Raw genomic sequence first — 13,850 nt, forward strand, 5'->3', positions numbered from 1 at the left:
TCAATGATCAGATAGCCAGCATTGATGCCAGCCAGAATGAGCAATGCCATTGAGAACAAAATCACTTACTCTCTCGGTAATGCTTAGCGTTTAGCTCACTGATTTCCTTGCAATAGACACACAGCTCAACGCCAGGCAGAGCTGCGCGGCGTTCTTCAGGAATAGGGCGGTCACAGTCGAGGCAATACATGGAGGAAACGCCAGTAGTGCTTATGCGGGCAGCTTGAATTTGTGACTCTAAGATCAGATCCCCTCGTTCTTGGGCAGCGTCAATAACATCAGCCATTAATGAAATTCTCCCGCTTCGTTTTGGATGCGGGTAGCCTCAACGCGTAAAGCTTCGGCGGCTTCAGTGCCGGTCATTGCCTGCTTGACGATGAAACATGCGATAGCCTCAAGACGTGCAGCGAATACGGCTGCACGATTTAAACGTTCGTCAAAACGAGCTTCATTTATGATTTCTTCCATTATTCAATCCTGTTTTTGGGCAAAAGAATGCCCGGCGAGTTGAACGCCAATTAAATTTCAGATGTATTAATGTTCTATGTTGAGAACTGAGTCGGTTTCACTAATAAAGGCCGGAAGCGCGTTACCAAACTCAATGAGTGAGTTAAGTGCTTCAATGACCTTTATTCTTTCACTGTGTCCCAATTCAAAGAAACGCATATTGATATGACGACTTTTCAATCCAGCATGGAAGCAGATCAATTTGCGCATGGTCGGCGTACTTTCATCAAACGTTTCCTGCGCAATATTTTTCTGGCTGGTCAGCATTTTTCGGATCCCGATAATATGCTGAAAACAGGCCTCTCTTTTTTCCTTCGGGATACTTTCCGAATAGCTCAATGTTTGCGATTGCATAGACACCTCAATCAAAGAAGCGTTTGTAGAAGGGCTTCCGATTCGGAACGGTTGAATACATTTGCGGTTTAGCTGGATTCCAGCGTTTGCCACCTGGTAGCTCAATCCAGCCGTGTCCAAAACTGCGGGGAGGGCTTTGTCTTTTCAGTAGTGGTGCAACTGAGATACTCATCTTCACCTGTCCTATGTTGGCTCGAGTGCCTGAAATGCAAACATGCGCTCTTTCACTATGATTCATATGATAAAGTTGTTTAGCCTCACTACCTTTCGCGAGATGAGTCAGGTCTAAACACATTACAAAAGGAGATATTTATGAGTAGAGAAGCCAAGGTTCGCGCTCAACTGACAGATTTAGTAAAACTGTTAAAATCCATCGAAACCCCTGATGGGGCGAGTTCCTCAGGATCTGATCTCAAAGGTCTTGTGAATGAAATTGATCATCTAATTGATCAAAAATTCCCCTTAGAACCTCATTTAAAAAGCTTTATCGAGCTCAACTAATAGCTTCCATAGGCCGGTCCAGACTGGCCTTATCTTCTTCTGATAAGGAAAAAATAAACATTGCAGGTATTGTGTTTGCTACTTCAGGATGGGATCTGCGGCAACTCTTAACGGCATATGCAATTGTGCTCATTACTGCTGTGACGCTTAGCTGAACTGAAATATCTAAACCTGAATCTAAGGTAATAACAGTACATTCACCATTTCGTTGAACAGATATAATTGAAGTCAAAAGGACGAATGTCCTTCCTTTATTTACATCTTTAAAATCCAAGAAAAGTATACTGTCCTGAATTGTGGAACCAATATTTTTAGGCATGCCTTCCTCCAACTTAAATATCATCTAACGTGTTACTTCGGCTCGCCCAAGCCCAACCACATTAGCCAGCCGTCACGAATCTCTTTTGGACGCTTTTCAAATGCTAATTTCATGCCTGCATTCCATGCTGGAATGTAGATCCAATTCTCTGCTCGAGCCGCAGGATTTTCAGGGTTACGCATTTCGACTACTGGCAGTTTGCCAGCCTCAATCATTGCCTTAACGGCAGCGGGAGTTTTACCAATTGATTTGGCAAATTCCGTATAAGGCAGGACATCCGACACACTTACGATTTGTTTGCTCATCTGCTAACCTTTCTCAGATCTTGACAACTGCTTATAGTCGCTTAACGACACTTACAGATGTTTAGATAATGTTGAATTCAAATATCGTGTACATCTAATTATTAGAGGATCTTGAAAACATGTCAAGCTCGATAGCAGAGAAGATTGGACTTATCAGAGAATCTGAAAGGATTAACCGTAAGCAATTTGCGGAGTTAACAGGGGTTCCATACAGCTCTTTGACATACTACGAGAGCGGGAGATCTGTTCCCCCGACGGACGTCACTATGAAAATTTTGGCGCATCCAAAGTTCACAAAATACACAATGTGGTTTATGACTGATCAAATTGCACCAGAAGCCGGACAGATCGCGCCGGTTCTCGCACACTTTGGGCAGGGCGAAACAACGTCGTCCCACTCCGACAAAAAGACTGGTTAACGCTACATTTCGACTTTTTACGTTTTATAGAATCACAGAGTCTTTGCAGTACCCACGATTCCGGAGGGCTTCAATATGTCCATTAAGAAGCTCGATGATGGTCGTTATGAAGTGGACATCAGACCGCAGGGGCGCAACGGAAAGCGCTTCCGGCGTAGGTTCGACAAGAAACATGAAGCAGCCGCCTACGAAAAATATGTAGCGGTGAATTATCACGACAAAGAATGGCTATCTAAACCGGCAGACAAGCGGCCGTTATCCGAGTTGATAGAACTGTGGTGGCTCTATCACGGGCAGAACGTGAAACACGGCAAGCTCGACAAAGCCAAACTGAATTCATCTGCAACCTGATGGATGACCCGTGTTCTTTCCAAATTGATAGCTTGGCTATTACAAAATTTAAGTCTTTAAGATTGGCGAAGGGCGTTAAGGCAACGACGGTAAACCGCAATTTGATGTTGCTGAGTGGTTTGTTTACTTACCTGAACGAAGCAGGTTTATTCCACGCTGAAAATCCGTTGCATGGAGTAACGTTGCTAAAAGGGCAGCTATCATCCATGACTTTTATGTCTGCTGATGAAATTGAGAAGTTGCTGTCTGTTTTGGAAGGGGACAATAAGCGGATTGCGATCCTGAGTTTGAGCACTGGTGGCCGTTGGGGAGAAATAAGCAGTTTGAAGGTGGAGAATGTCATTAATAACCGAGTGACTTTTCTCAACACCAAAAACGGCAAACCCAGAACAGTCCCGATCTCAGATGAGGTATGTAAGGCAGTCAAAAATCAGAAGTCTGGATTACTTTTTCCTGATGCCGATTATTTGACTTTCCGGCTGCTATTGAAATCGGTAAAGCCAGACTTACCGAAAGGGCAATCATTGCATGTGCTGCGACATACGTTTGCCACACATTTCATGATGAACGGCGGGAACATAATCACCCTGCAAAGAATTCTCGGACACGCGAATATCAACCAGACAATGGTCTATGCTCACTTCGCTCCGGACTTCCTGCAGGACGCAATTTCCTTTAATCCACTGAGGGGAAAAGCGGGGCTGGAGTGTCCACATAGTGTCCACACCTAAGCATCTTTATAGGGCTTACAGCTGCTTACAACATTTATAACTCATTGATTTATAGTGATCACGTTATAAGTGCAGGAAAAATAAATGGTAAAAAAGGCACATTTTTGTGCCTTTTGTTTTTTGAAATTCGGTAGAGTAGTGCGGCTTGTTATTGCGGGTCGCCGTTCAGCAAGGCGGAGACGCCCTGACGGTAGCGCTGTTCAAGCGTTTCGCGGCTGGTAGCGTCAACTTCCAGGTTGCGCAGTCGTCCGTCCAGAATGCCGTAAACCCAGCCGTGCAGTGTGACTTTCTGGCCGCGTTTCCAGGCCGATTGCATCACCGTGGAGTGACCGAGGTTGTAGACTTGCTCGACCACATTCAGTTCGCACAATTTATCGAGACGTTTTTCTGGCGACAGTTCGCCCAGCAGGGAACTGTGTTTGTACCAGATGTCCCGGATATGCAACAACCAGTTATTGATCAAACCCAGTTCAGGGTTTTCAACCGCCGCCTGCACACCGCCACAGCCGTAGTGACCGCAGATAATCACGTGTTCGACTTCCAGCACGTCGATAGCATATTGCACAACGGAAAGGCAGTTAAGGTCGGTGTGGATGACCAGATTGGCGACGTTACGGTGAACGAAAAGTTCGCCTGGCTCCAGGCCAGTCAGTCGCTCGGCGGGGACACGGCTATCGGAACAGCCAATCCACAAGAAACGGGGTTTTTGAGACTGGGAAAGGCGTTCAAAGAAACCAGGATCTTCGTCAATCATGGTTTTAGACCAGGCTGCGTTGTTACTGATGAGTCTTTCTATGTCATTCATGGAGGTCAATAGCCTGTAACGAGCTCACTGCGATGGGGTAATATAGGGCAATGCCCCGACTTTTCAAACAGATTCGGCATCTCTACTTACTCATTCCTACAACAGGGTTTTCACAAGAAGGTACGCTCCCTTTATGAATTATGCATTGGAACTGGAAAAGTTAACCAAAACTTACGCCGGTGGTGTACAGGCTTTGCGTGGAATCGATCTGCGCGTCGAAGCTGGCGATTTTTATGCCCTGCTTGGGCCGAACGGTGCGGGTAAATCCACCACCATTGGTATCATCAGTTCACTGGTCAACAAAACTGCCGGCAAAGTGCAGGTGTTTGGCTATGACATTGATAAAGATATTGTGAATGCTAAACGCCAGTTAGGTCTGGTGCCGCAGGAATTCAACTTCAACCCGTTTGAAACCGTCATGCAAGTGGTGGTTAATCAGGCTGGTTATTACGGCGTGCCACGTCCGCTGGCACTGCAACGTGCGGAAAAATATCTGACGCAGCTGGATTTATGGGGCAAGCGCAACGAGCGTTCGCGCATGCTCTCCGGCGGGATGAAACGTCGTCTGATGATCGCCCGTGCGCTGATGCACGAGCCGAAACTGCTGATCCTTGATGAACCGACGGCGGGCGTGGATATCGAACTGCGCCGCTCCATGTGGGGCTTCCTGAAAGAGCTGAACGCGCAGGGCACCACTATCATTCTGACCACACACTATCTGGAAGAAGCGGAAATGCTGTGCCGTAATATTGGCATTATTCAGGGTGGCCAGCTGGTGGAAAACACCAGTATGAAAGAGCTGTTGTCGAAGCTGAAATCCGAAACGTTCATTCTGGATTTAGGCGCGAAAAGCCCGCTGCCGGTGCTCGAAGGCTATCGTAGCCAGCTGACGGACACGTCAACGCTGGAAGTGGAAGTCATGCGCGAGCAGGGACTGAATTCCCTGTTCAGCCAGCTGAGCAAGCAGGGTGTGCAGGTATTAAGTATGCGTAACAAGGCGAACCGTCTGGAAGAGCTGTTTGTCACGCTGGTGAACGGCAGTGAGGAAAAGAAATAATGTCGCAATTGTACTGGGTGGCACTCAAAAGTATCTGGATGAAAGAGATCAACCGTTTTGGCCGGATCTGGATCCAAACACTGGTTCCGCCGGTCATCACCATGACCTTGTATTTCATCATCTTTGGTAACCTGATCGGTTCACAGATCGGCAGCATGCACGGCTTCACCTATATGCAGTTTATCGTGCCGGGGCTGATCATGATGGCGGTGATCACTAACTCCTACGCCAACGTGGCGTCGTCGTTCTTCAGCGCTAAATTCCAGCGCAACATTGAAGAACTGCTGGTCGCGCCGGTGCCAACGCACGTGGTGATCGCCGGTTATGTCGGCGGCGGCGTGGCGCGTGGGATCTGCGTGGGGATCCTGGTCACGGCGATCTCGTTGTTCTTCGTCCCGCTGGTCATCCACTCCTGGTGGATCATCGCGCTGACCTTATTGCTGACTGCGATCCTGTTCTCGCTGGGCGGTTTACTGAACGCGGTGTTTGCGACAACGTTTGACGATATCAGTCTGATCCCGACGTTCGTGCTGACGCCGCTGACCTATCTTGGCGGCGTGTTCTACTCGCTGTCGTTGTTGCCGCCAATCTGGCAGGCGGTTTCCAAGCTGAACCCGATCGTCTACATGATCAGCGGTTTCCGCTACGGTTTCCTGGGGATTTCAGACGTGCCGCTGGTGTTTACCATGAGCGTGCTGGTGGCGTTTATTGCGGTGTTTTATTTGCTGGCGTGGTATCTGATCGAGCGCGGGCGTGGTCTTAGAAGTTGATTTTTCTGTGCTCCCTCCCCTGCGACTGTCTCTTGATCAGGAGATCTGATCAAGAGACAGCCCCTTCGCAGGGGAAGGCGTTTTATCAGGCCACCTGAACCGGCACGGCTTTGGCGGTGCGTTTCAGCTGGTTTTCACCCTCGAAATAGGCCACTTTCGGTTTGTGCTGGCGGGCCTGTTCATCTGACATCTGCACGTAAGAACAGATGATCAGCAGGTCGCCGACGCAGGCACAACGTGCTGCCGCACCGTTCACCGAAATAATCCGCGAACCGCGTTCTGCCGCGATGGCGTAAGTCGAGAAACGCTGACCGTTAGCAACGTTATAAATATCAATTGCTTCGTATTCCAGAATGCCTGAGGCATCAAGAAAATCCTGATCGATGGCGCAGGAGCCTTCGTAATGCAAATCTGCCTGAGTGACGTGAACCCGGTGCAGTTTGCCTTGCAGCATTGTACGTACCATTGCGTGTGACCCTTCGTGCGTAAAAAGTCTGGGGATCCGCCGGGCGGACAGTCTAAAAGTCCGAAGTTTCCGGCGGCCAACATAGTTGTCCATTTGACCTGCGCTGTCTACTGCGTCAGATCAACTTCCTGATTATCAATCAGTCGCGCTTTACCCAGCCAGGCCGCCATCAGGATCACCGCAGAGGTGCTGTCGACGGATAATTCCTGTAAGGTTTTTGCATCACGGATAAACAGTTCATCCGGTGTGAAACCCGCTTCGCGAAGCTGTTGCGCGGTTTCCTGCAACATTTCGTCGGTATGACGTTCACCCTGGCTCAGACGTTGTGCCAGCGCGTTCATGATCTTGTTCAGCTGAGGCGCGATTTTACGTTCATCGGCCGTCAGATAACCGTTACGGGAACTGAGCGCCAGACCGTCTTTCGCACGCACAATCGGCACGCCGACAATCTCAATGTCGTATCCCATATCTTCCACCATCGTGCGCAGCAGTGCCAGTTGCTGGAAGTCCTTTTGCCCGAAACAGGCGACCTGCGGTTGCACCAGATTGAACAGTTTACTGACGATGGTTGAGACACCACGAAAATGTCCCGGACGGCTCGCGCCTTCCAGAATGGTGGAAATCACCGGCACATCTACCTGAGTCTGGGTCGCCAGACCTTTCGGATACACTTCAGCAGGCGACGGGGCGAATACCAGATCCACGCCGCGCTTATTCAGCTTCTCGCAGTCTTCCTGCAAGGTACGCGGGTAACGTTCAAGATCATCCGCGCGCTCAAACTGCATCGGGTTGACGAAAATACTCACCACCACCACGTCGCCACGCGCTTTGGCTTCTTCCACCAGCGTCATGTGGCCTTCGTGCAGGTTGCCCATCGTCGGCACCAGTGCGATGCGTTTGTTATTCTTACGAAAATCACGGATTTCGCGACGCAGCAGCGCCACGCTGTCAATTATCAACACCAGCCTTCTCCCGCTTATTTAAAGGAATGTTCTTCGCCCGGATACACGCCTTGCGCGACCTGATCGACATACAAACGCACTGCGCCACGAATATCGCCCGCTTCGCTGAGGAAGTCTTTGGCGAATTTAGGCGTATGGCCGCCAGTGATGCCAAATGCGTCATGCATTACCAGAATCTGTCCATCAGTCACATTGCCCGCGCCAATGCCGATCACCGGAATGCTCAGTTCTTCGGTCACGCGGCGGGCCAGTTCGACCGGCACACATTCCAGCACCAGCAACTGCGCACCGGCTTCTTCGAGCATCATCGCATCTTTGATCAGCTGATTGGCGGCGACTTCATCGCGTCCCTGAACTTTGTAGCCACCGAAAATGTTCACCGACTGCGGCGTCAGCCCCAGATGGCCACACACTGGCACGGCGCGTTCGGTCAGCATTCTGACCGTATCACACAGCCAGCTGCCGCCTTCGAGTTTGACCATATTGCCGCCCGCGCGCATCAGCACGGCAGCGCTTTCAAACGCCTGTTCAGGCGTGGCGTAACTCATGAACGGCAGGTCAGCCAGCAATAACGCGTGAGGCGCGCCACGGCGCACGCAGCGGGTGTGGTAAGCAATCTCTTCGACCGTCACCGGCAGCGTGGAATCCTGACCCTGAACGACCATGCCCAGCGAGTCGCCGATCAGCATCACAGAGATGCCTTGTTCAGCAAACAGTTGCGCGAAACTGGCGTCATACGCAGTAATGGTCGCAAATTTATGTTTTTCCTGCTTCCATTGGCGAAGCTGGCTCAGCGTTGTTGGTTTCATGAACACGTTCCTTTGAATAATTCATCGGATGAATATGATGCCGATATTCTACTGTATGAGTGGAAAGTCAGACAGCACGATCACTCGCAGAGACGTTGATCCCGCTCTTAAGAAGTGATTAAGAAGCGTCAGCTATAATGGCAAAAACGGAGGGAACCATGCGAATTCTATTAGTTGAAGACGATAAGATGATCGGCGACGGTATCAAAGCCGGGCTGACAAAATTAGGTTTTACACTGGACTGGTTTACCGACGGCGTGACGGGCAAAGCCGCGCTCGACAGCGCGCCTTACGATGCGGTGATCCTCGATTTAAGCCTGCCGGGCATGGACGGAATGGATCTGTTGCGCGAATGGCGTAAGGCCGGACGCGATACGCCGGTGCTGATCCTTACCGCCCGTGATGCGCTCGAGCAGCGCGTCGGTGGCCTTCAGGCCGGCGCTGATGATTATCTGTGTAAGCCTTTTGCGCTGGTGGAAGTCGCCGCGCGCCTGCAGGCACTGATCCGCCGTCGTCACGGCGTAGTGACGCCAAAAGTCATTCATGGCGCGATAGAATTTGATCCCGCTGCCCGCAGCGTGATGCTTAACGGAGAAGCGGTGACACTGACTCCGCGTGAGGTCGCGGTACTGGAGCTGTTTCTCAACAACAAAGGCCGCGTGCTGGCGCGTACGCTCATCCAGGAAAAACTCTACAACTGGGACGATGAGGTCAGCAGCAACGCCGTGGAAGTGCATATTCACCATCTGCGCAGCAAACTCGGCAAAGGTTTTATCCGCACCGTGCATGGCGTGGGCTATACGCTGGGCGATGAGATTAAAGCGGATGATGGAGGGGAGGCGTGAAGCGGGTGAAGAAACTGAAAAACCTCAGTCTGCGCCTGCGTCTGATCCTGCTTTTCTCGATACTGGCGCTGCTGACCTGGATGATTGCCAGCGGCGTGGCGTGGCATCAGACCCGCAAACACATCAATGAAGTTTTCGATACCCAGCAAATGCTGTTCGCCAAACGTCTTGCCGCCACGGGACTGGGCGATCGCCTGAATCTCTCAAAAGATGCCGAACTGCCGGATACAAAAAAAATGGTGCGCAAAGGGTCACGCGGTCATACCGATGACGATGCGCTGACCTTTGCTATTTTTAACCTTCACGGGCAAATGCTGCTTAATGATGGCGAGAACGGCAAACGCATTCGCTTCGATGGTGATACGCAGGGCTTTGTCGATGCGGAACTGAGAGGGGACAGCGATACCTGGCGGATGGTCTGGCTGACGTCGCCGGACGGCCAGTATCGCGTGGCCGTCGGGCAGGAATATGATTATCGCAATGATATGGCCTGGAGTCTGGTTAGCGGACAACTGACGCCGTGGCTGGGCTCGCTGCCGGTACTGTTACTGGCGCTGATTGTGATGGTTACGCTGGAATTGCGTCCGCTGCGTCGCGTGGCGCAAGGATTGCGTCAGCGTTCGCCGGAAGATTCCACGCCGATAGTCACGGACTCTCTGCCCGGCGAAGTGCTGCCGCTGGCGAATGCGCTGAATTCTCTGTTTGCCCGTACCGGTGAAATGTTGGTACGCGAACGCCGGTTCACTTCGGATGCCGCCCACGAGCTGCGCAGTCCGCTGGCGGCGTTACGGGTGCAAACGGAAGTGGTGCAGCTTTCCGGCGATGACGCCCAAATGCGTGAACATGCGCTGGAAAATCTGACCACCAGCATCGATCGCGCCACACGGCTGGTGGATCAGTTACTGACGCTTTCAAGGCTGGAAAGTTTCTCCGCCCCGGAAGAACTGGAACGGATCGACTGGCCTTCGCTGGTCGCTCAAAGTCTGGCGGAACAGGATTATCGTGCGCATGGCAAAGGTATCGAATTACGTTTTGAAGAGCAGGGCGTTCCGCCTGAAATGCGGGGCCAGTCGCTGCTGCTTTCACTGATGGTACGCAATCTGCTGGATAACGCGATCCGTTATTCACCGGCCGGAACCTGCGTGACGGTGCGACTGAAACCGTGGGGAATGACGGTTGAAGATCAGGGACCGGGGATCAGCGATGAACATCTGGCAAGGCTCGGCGAGCGTTTTTACCGGCCACCGGGACAGGAACAAACCGGCAGCGGTCTGGGGATTTCGATCGTACAGAGGATCGCGCAGTTACATCAGCTGAAAGTCGTCTATGAGAACAAAGCAGAAGGGGGATTGATGGTACGGGTAAGCCGCTGAGCGACTTACCATGTAGTCAGGCCGTTGAGCGGAACGCGTGCGAGCAGGCTTTGCAGCGTTTCGCCATCCGGAAACACCAGATCCGGCGCCAGATCGGCCAGCGGATACAGCATAAACTCGCGGTTTTTCATATCGTAATGCGGCACTGTTAAACGCTCGGTATTGATCACCTGATCGCCATAGATCAGCATATCGAGATCTAACGTCCGCGGTCCCCAGCGTTCGGCTTTGCGAACGCGTCCCTGATTTTGCTCGATCCCTTGCGTGCAATCGAGCAACTCTTCCGGCGGCAGCAGCGTATCGAGCGCCACCACTGCATTCAGATAATCAGGTTGATCTTGTGGCCCCAGCGGTTTACTGCGGTAAAACGGCGATGCGGCCACAAAGCGGGTGCGCGGCAAATGTGCCAGCGCCTCCAGCGCACAATTTACCTGGTCAAGCGGACGGGCAAGATTACTGCCCAGAGCCAGGTAAACGCGGATCATTGACCGCCATCCTTACGCGGAGCCCGTTTACGCGGACGGCGCGCACGCGCACGGCGTGCCGGTGTCGCATCGTCACCGAGCGTACCCAGCATACTTTTTTGTGAAGCCGGTGTGGCTTCCTGGAACTCGCCCCACCACTGCGCCAGACTTTGCAGTTCGCGGTGTTGTTCGACTTCAGCACGCAGCACCAGTAAATCATAAGCCGCGCGGAATTTAGGATGTTCCATCAGCTTGTGCGCGCGTTTACCCTGACGACGTGACAGACGCAGTTGCAGCGCCCAGATGTCACGCACCAGCGTGGTAATACGTTTCGGAATCGCCAGCGTACGGCACTGCTCGTCGAGCACGTCGTTCATTGCCAGCGCGAAGGCATCGTAATATGTGAGACCGCCTTCCTGCGCCAGCTTCTGTGCATGCTCAATCACCGGATACCACAGCATTGCCGCAAACAGGAACGCCGGATTGACGCGCTGATCGTTATGCAGACGGTGGTCGGTATTTTTCAGCACCTGGATCAGAATGTGTTCCATCGGGCTGTCGCCTTGCTCAGTAAACTGGCGGGCAATCAGCGGGAACAAAGGCTGGAACAGCTGGTATTCACAAAGCTTTTTGTATGTCTCGTAGCCGTAACCGGCCTGCAAGAGCTTCAGGGATTCTTCGAACAGACGCGCTGGCGGAATTTCCTGCAACAGCGTAGCCAGACGCGGGATCGGCTCGGCGGTTTCCGGGCTGATCTTCATGTTCAGTTTGGCGGCGAAACGCACGGCGCGCAGCATACGGACCGGATCTTCGCGGTAACGGGTTTCCGGATCACCAATCAGACGAATGATGCCGTTTTCCAGGTCGCGCAGACCGCCGGTGTAATCGCGAACGGTAAAGTCAGCAACGCCGTAATACAAACTGTTGATGGTGAAGTCACGGCGCTGTGCGTCGTCTTCGATGGTGCCGAAAATGTTATCGCGCAGCAGCATGCCGTTGACCGCCTGCTGGGACACGTTTTTATCGTCGGTTTCTTCGTGCTGTTCGTGGTGACCACGGAAGGTGGCGACTTCGATGATTTCCGGGCCAAACATCACGTGAGCCAGACGGAAACGACGACCGACCAGACGGCAGTTGCGGAACAGTTTACGCACCTGATCCGGCGTGGCGTTGGTGGTGATATCGAAGTCTTTCGGTTTTTTATCCAGCAGCAAATCGCGCACGCCACCGCCGACCAGGAAGGCTTCAAAGCCAGACTTGTTCAGACGGTAAAGGACTTTCAGGGCGTTTTCGCTGATATCACGACGAGAAATATTGTGCTCATCGCGGGGGATAATGGTCATCGCACGGGTTTCACCGGCGTAATCAAATGACGGACGCGGTTTCTGTACGTGTTCGACAGAAGGACGCGGAGCGCGAGGTTCGTTACGCGAGTCATTACGGTCAGTACGCTGATCGTGATGACGATCGCCACGGGAATCGCTGCGTTCGCCACGAGGCTGATAAGGGGAAGAAGAGCGGCGGTTGTTATTATTGCGGCGGTCGCCCCGGTTCGCGTTGTCATCCCGACGGCCGCGATTTTCACGGCGTTGCTCGTTGTCACGACGTTCAGGATTTGTTGCCTTCACATTGCCTTCGGCCACAGGAGACGGATCACGACGGGAATTTTCCTCGCGATTAGGTTCTCCATGAAGCGCGGCTTCGTCATGAACAGCCTTTTCTTCACGAACGACTTTATCTTCACGAACTAGCACCTTACGGCAAAAATTGGCTACTCGGGTAAAAATGGTACACCTCGATAGTGACTGAAAAAATTGGCGTGACGCAAAAACAGCGGCTAATCATAGCTCACAGTAGCCGCTTTGAGAATGCCGATGTCACATCTGCGCAGCATTAGCGCACCTGATGCGGGATATCAGCCGTCGTCCACTGTGCTGTCGCCCAGCGTAATAATAAAGGCAAAGTGTAATCCTGCCAGTTTTCCGGCAGCCTTTGGCCTAAAAATTTCAGTGCGTTAATGATAACCGGACGGGGATCGCCTTCCGGCAACGCGGGCGCGTGATTCTGCTTGGAAAGCTTATCGCCATTTTCATTGAGCGCCAGCGGTAAATGCAGATATCCGGGCTGCGGATAACCTAAATGCCGGTATAGGGAAATCTGGCGCACCGTCGGTTCAATCAGATCTGCGCCGCGCACGATGTGATTTACACCCTGAAAATGGTCATCTACTACCACCGCCAGATTATAGGCAAACAGCCCGTCGCGGCGGCGGATAATAAAGTCTTCTTCAGCGAGTTTCGCGCTGGCGTGCAAATGTCCCTGAAAATCATCATCAAAACCGTACACCGGCAGGGTCTGACGCAGGCGGATGGCGGCATTTTCTGCACCCAAATTTAAATCACGGCAATGGCCGTCGTAAGTTCCGCCGGTTTGCGAAATACGCTGGCGGGTACAGGTGCAGTAATAGCTTTTTTGCTGCTGGTACAGCCAGTCCAGCGCGGCACGATAGGCGTCATGACGTTTTGACTGCCAGACAACCTCGCCATCCCACTCCAGTCCGTAGCGTTCGAGCGTGGCTAAAATGCGGTCAGCGGAGCCCGGAATTTCACGTGGCGGGTCGATATCGTCGATGCGCACTAACCATTTGCCGTTTTGCGAACGGGCGTGCAAATAGCTGCCAAGCGCGGCAATCAGAGAACCGAAATGAAGGTCACCGGAAGGTGAGGGGGCGAAACGGCCAGTGTAGTGTTGTTCTTGCGGCATAAAAGTGGGGTACGGCGTTAAAAGGGAACGCGGTGCATGACGCACCGCG

19 protein-coding genes and 1 pseudogene are annotated in these 13,850 nt (G+C 52.2%); 7 read left to right on the forward strand and 13 right to left on the reverse strand.

Annotation, left to right across the window (positions count from 1 at the left end; all coding sequences use genetic code 11):
* Positions 1–61 precede the first annotated feature (61 nt).
* The 4 genes from EC840_RS07840 to EC840_RS07855 all read right to left on the reverse strand — a co-directional run bounded on the left by EC840_RS07840 (position 62) and on the right by EC840_RS07855 (position 1,033).
* Positions 62–286, reverse strand: coding sequence for a TraR/DksA family transcriptional regulator (locus tag EC840_RS07840; RefSeq protein WP_132964862.1), 225 nt, complete (start codon positions 284–286; stop codon positions 62–64).
* Positions 286–468 (reverse strand): DUF2732 family protein, encoded by a 183-nt coding sequence (locus tag EC840_RS07845; RefSeq protein ID WP_132964864.1) that lies wholly within the window; start codon positions 466–468, stop codon positions 286–288. Before EC840_RS07845 ends, EC840_RS07840 begins: the two co-directional genes overlap by 1 nt.
* Before the next feature lie 66 nt (positions 469–534).
* Positions 535–861: a hypothetical protein gene (locus tag EC840_RS07850; RefSeq protein ID WP_243701043.1), complete on the reverse strand. Its 327-nt coding sequence runs from the start codon at positions 859–861 to the stop codon at positions 535–537.
* A gap of 7 nt (positions 862–868) precedes the next feature.
* On the reverse strand, positions 869–1,033 hold the full coding sequence (locus EC840_RS07855; protein WP_132964866.1) for a phage filamentation protein Fil family protein: 165 nt from the start codon (positions 1,031–1,033) through the stop codon (positions 869–871).
* 140 nt (positions 1,034–1,173) lie between these two features.
* Between EC840_RS07855 and EC840_RS07860 the strand changes: the two genes are divergently transcribed.
* A complete protein-coding gene (locus EC840_RS07860; RefSeq protein WP_132964868.1) occupies positions 1,174–1,362 on the forward strand; it encodes a hypothetical protein in 189 nt (62 codons plus the stop codon).
* On the opposite strand, the gene EC840_RS07865 is transcribed toward EC840_RS07860, so the two are convergent.
* Both EC840_RS07865 and EC840_RS07870 read right to left on the reverse strand, forming a co-directional pair.
* A complete protein-coding gene (locus tag EC840_RS07865; RefSeq protein ID WP_132964870.1) occupies positions 1,355–1,681 on the reverse strand; it encodes a hypothetical protein in 327 nt (108 codons plus the stop codon). The genes EC840_RS07860 and EC840_RS07865 overlap by 8 nt on opposite strands.
* A gap of 32 nt (positions 1,682–1,713) precedes the next feature.
* Entirely contained in the window at positions 1,714–1,986 is a 273-nt protein-coding gene (locus tag EC840_RS07870) for a Cox family DNA-binding protein (protein ID WP_132964872.1), read from the reverse strand.
* A gap of 119 nt (positions 1,987–2,105) precedes the next feature.
* Here EC840_RS07870 and EC840_RS07875 point away from each other — a divergent pair, with 119 nt between their 5' ends.
* Both EC840_RS07875 and EC840_RS07880 read left to right on the forward strand, forming a co-directional pair.
* Positions 2,106–2,405 carry a helix-turn-helix transcriptional regulator gene (locus tag EC840_RS07875; protein ID WP_132964875.1) on the forward strand — a complete coding sequence of 100 codons (300 nt, stop codon included), beginning with the start codon at positions 2,106–2,108 and terminating at the stop codon, positions 2,403–2,405.
* Between the two features lie 75 nt (positions 2,406–2,480).
* A pseudogene (locus tag EC840_RS07880) lies at positions 2,481–3,487 on the forward strand (tyrosine-type recombinase/integrase).
* Between the two features lie 148 nt (positions 3,488–3,635).
* Here EC840_RS07880 and can read toward each other — a convergent pair.
* A complete protein-coding gene (gene can / locus EC840_RS07885; RefSeq protein ID WP_037033385.1) occupies positions 3,636–4,292 on the reverse strand; it encodes a carbonate dehydratase in 657 nt (218 codons plus the stop codon).
* 133 nt (positions 4,293–4,425) lie between these two features.
* On the opposite strand from can, the gene EC840_RS07890 reads away from it, so the two are divergent.
* Both EC840_RS07890 and EC840_RS07895 read left to right on the forward strand, forming a co-directional pair.
* Positions 4,426–5,349, forward strand: coding sequence for an ABC transporter ATP-binding protein (locus EC840_RS07890; RefSeq protein WP_112286855.1), 924 nt, complete (start codon positions 4,426–4,428; stop codon positions 5,347–5,349).
* Entirely contained in the window at positions 5,349–6,119 is a 771-nt protein-coding gene (locus EC840_RS07895; RefSeq protein WP_095924696.1) for an ABC transporter permease, read from the forward strand. Before EC840_RS07890 ends, EC840_RS07895 begins: the two co-directional genes overlap by 1 nt.
* Positions 6,120–6,204: 85 nt before the next feature.
* Here the strand turns inward: EC840_RS07895 and panD are convergent, their stop codons facing one another.
* The 3 genes from panD to panB form a co-directional block, all read right to left on the reverse strand.
* A complete protein-coding gene (gene panD, locus EC840_RS07900; RefSeq protein ID WP_112287801.1) occupies positions 6,205–6,585 on the reverse strand; it encodes an aspartate 1-decarboxylase in 381 nt (126 codons plus the stop codon).
* A gap of 107 nt (positions 6,586–6,692) precedes the next feature.
* Positions 6,693–7,547, reverse strand: a complete 855-nt coding sequence (gene panC / locus EC840_RS07905; RefSeq protein WP_113876381.1) for a pantoate--beta-alanine ligase — start codon at positions 7,545–7,547, stop codon at positions 6,693–6,695.
* 14 nt (positions 7,548–7,561) lie between these two features.
* Positions 7,562–8,356, reverse strand: a complete 795-nt coding sequence (gene panB / locus EC840_RS07910; protein WP_112287803.1) for a 3-methyl-2-oxobutanoate hydroxymethyltransferase — start codon at positions 8,354–8,356, stop codon at positions 7,562–7,564.
* 158 nt (positions 8,357–8,514) lie between these two features.
* On the opposite strand from panB, the gene qseB reads away from it, so the two are divergent.
* Both qseB and qseC read left to right on the forward strand, forming a co-directional pair.
* A complete protein-coding gene (qseB, locus tag EC840_RS07915; RefSeq protein ID WP_112287804.1) occupies positions 8,515–9,201 on the forward strand; it encodes a quorum sensing response regulator transcription factor QseB in 687 nt (228 codons plus the stop codon).
* 14 nt (positions 9,202–9,215) lie between these two features.
* Entirely contained in the window at positions 9,216–10,574 is a 1,359-nt protein-coding gene (gene qseC, locus EC840_RS07920) for a quorum sensing histidine kinase QseC (protein WP_165929021.1), read from the forward strand.
* Positions 10,575–10,579: 5 nt separating this feature from the next.
* Here the strand turns inward: qseC and folK are convergent, their stop codons facing one another.
* The 3 genes from folK to gluQRS all read right to left on the reverse strand — a co-directional run bounded on the left by folK (position 10,580) and on the right by gluQRS (position 13,801).
* Positions 10,580–11,059: a 2-amino-4-hydroxy-6-hydroxymethyldihydropteridine diphosphokinase gene (gene folK, locus EC840_RS07925; protein ID WP_112287806.1), complete on the reverse strand. Its 480-nt coding sequence runs from the start codon at positions 11,057–11,059 to the stop codon at positions 10,580–10,582.
* Positions 11,056–12,381: a polynucleotide adenylyltransferase PcnB gene (gene pcnB, locus EC840_RS07930; RefSeq protein ID WP_207914749.1), complete on the reverse strand. Its 1,326-nt coding sequence runs from the start codon at positions 12,379–12,381 to the stop codon at positions 11,056–11,058. The genes folK and pcnB overlap by 4 nt, the downstream gene beginning before the upstream one ends.
* A gap of 550 nt (positions 12,382–12,931) precedes the next feature.
* On the reverse strand, positions 12,932–13,801 hold the full coding sequence (gluQRS, locus tag EC840_RS07935) for a tRNA glutamyl-Q(34) synthetase GluQRS (protein ID WP_132964878.1): 870 nt from the start codon (positions 13,799–13,801) through the stop codon (positions 12,932–12,934).
* Positions 13,802–13,850 lie beyond the last annotated feature (49 nt).

It is taken from the genome of Rahnella sp. JUb53 (genome assembly GCF_004346065.1).
GTDB classification, from domain to species: domain Bacteria; phylum Pseudomonadota; class Gammaproteobacteria; order Enterobacterales; family Enterobacteriaceae; genus Rahnella; species Rahnella variigena.

Excerpts from the sequence above, each read along its gene's own strand:
- EC840_RS07840 (WP_132964862.1), bottom strand. The coding sequence starts at position 286 with ATGGCTGATGTTATTGACGCTGCCCAAGAACGAGGGGATCTGATCTTA.
- EC840_RS07845 (WP_132964864.1), bottom strand. The coding sequence starts at position 468 with ATGGAAGAAATCATAAATGAAGCTCGTTTTGACGAACGTTTAAATCGT.
- EC840_RS07850 (WP_243701043.1), bottom strand. The coding sequence starts at position 861 with ATGCAATCGCAAACATTGAGCTATTCGGAAAGTATCCCGAAGGAAAAA.
- EC840_RS07855 (WP_132964866.1), bottom strand. The coding sequence starts at position 1,033 with ATGAGTATCTCAGTTGCACCACTACTGAAAAGACAAAGCCCTCCCCGC.
- EC840_RS07860 (WP_132964868.1), top strand. The coding sequence starts at position 1,174 with ATGAGTAGAGAAGCCAAGGTTCGCGCTCAACTGACAGATTTAGTAAAA.
- EC840_RS07865 (WP_132964870.1), bottom strand. The coding sequence starts at position 1,681 with ATGCCTAAAAATATTGGTTCCACAATTCAGGACAGTATACTTTTCTTG.
- EC840_RS07870 (WP_132964872.1), bottom strand. The coding sequence starts at position 1,986 with ATGAGCAAACAAATCGTAAGTGTGTCGGATGTCCTGCCTTATACGGAA.
- EC840_RS07875 (WP_132964875.1), top strand. The coding sequence starts at position 2,106 with ATGTCAAGCTCGATAGCAGAGAAGATTGGACTTATCAGAGAATCTGAA.
- can (WP_037033385.1), bottom strand. The coding sequence starts at position 4,292 with ATGAATGACATAGAAAGACTCATCAGTAACAACGCAGCCTGGTCTAAA.
- EC840_RS07890 (WP_112286855.1), top strand. The coding sequence starts at position 4,426 with ATGAATTATGCATTGGAACTGGAAAAGTTAACCAAAACTTACGCCGGT.
- EC840_RS07895 (WP_095924696.1), top strand. The coding sequence starts at position 5,349 with ATGTCGCAATTGTACTGGGTGGCACTCAAAAGTATCTGGATGAAAGAG.
- panD (WP_112287801.1), bottom strand. The coding sequence starts at position 6,585 with ATGGTACGTACAATGCTGCAAGGCAAACTGCACCGGGTTCACGTCACT.
- panB (WP_112287803.1), bottom strand. The coding sequence starts at position 8,356 with ATGAAACCAACAACGCTGAGCCAGCTTCGCCAATGGAAGCAGGAAAAA.
- qseB (WP_112287804.1), top strand. The coding sequence starts at position 8,515 with ATGCGAATTCTATTAGTTGAAGACGATAAGATGATCGGCGACGGTATC.
- folK (WP_112287806.1), bottom strand. The coding sequence starts at position 11,059 with ATGATCCGCGTTTACCTGGCTCTGGGCAGTAATCTTGCCCGTCCGCTT.
- pcnB (WP_207914749.1), bottom strand. The coding sequence starts at position 12,381 with ATGACCATTATCCCCCGCGATGAGCACAATATTTCTCGTCGTGATATC.
- gluQRS (WP_132964878.1), bottom strand. The coding sequence starts at position 13,801 with ATGCCGCAAGAACAACACTACACTGGCCGTTTCGCCCCCTCACCTTCC.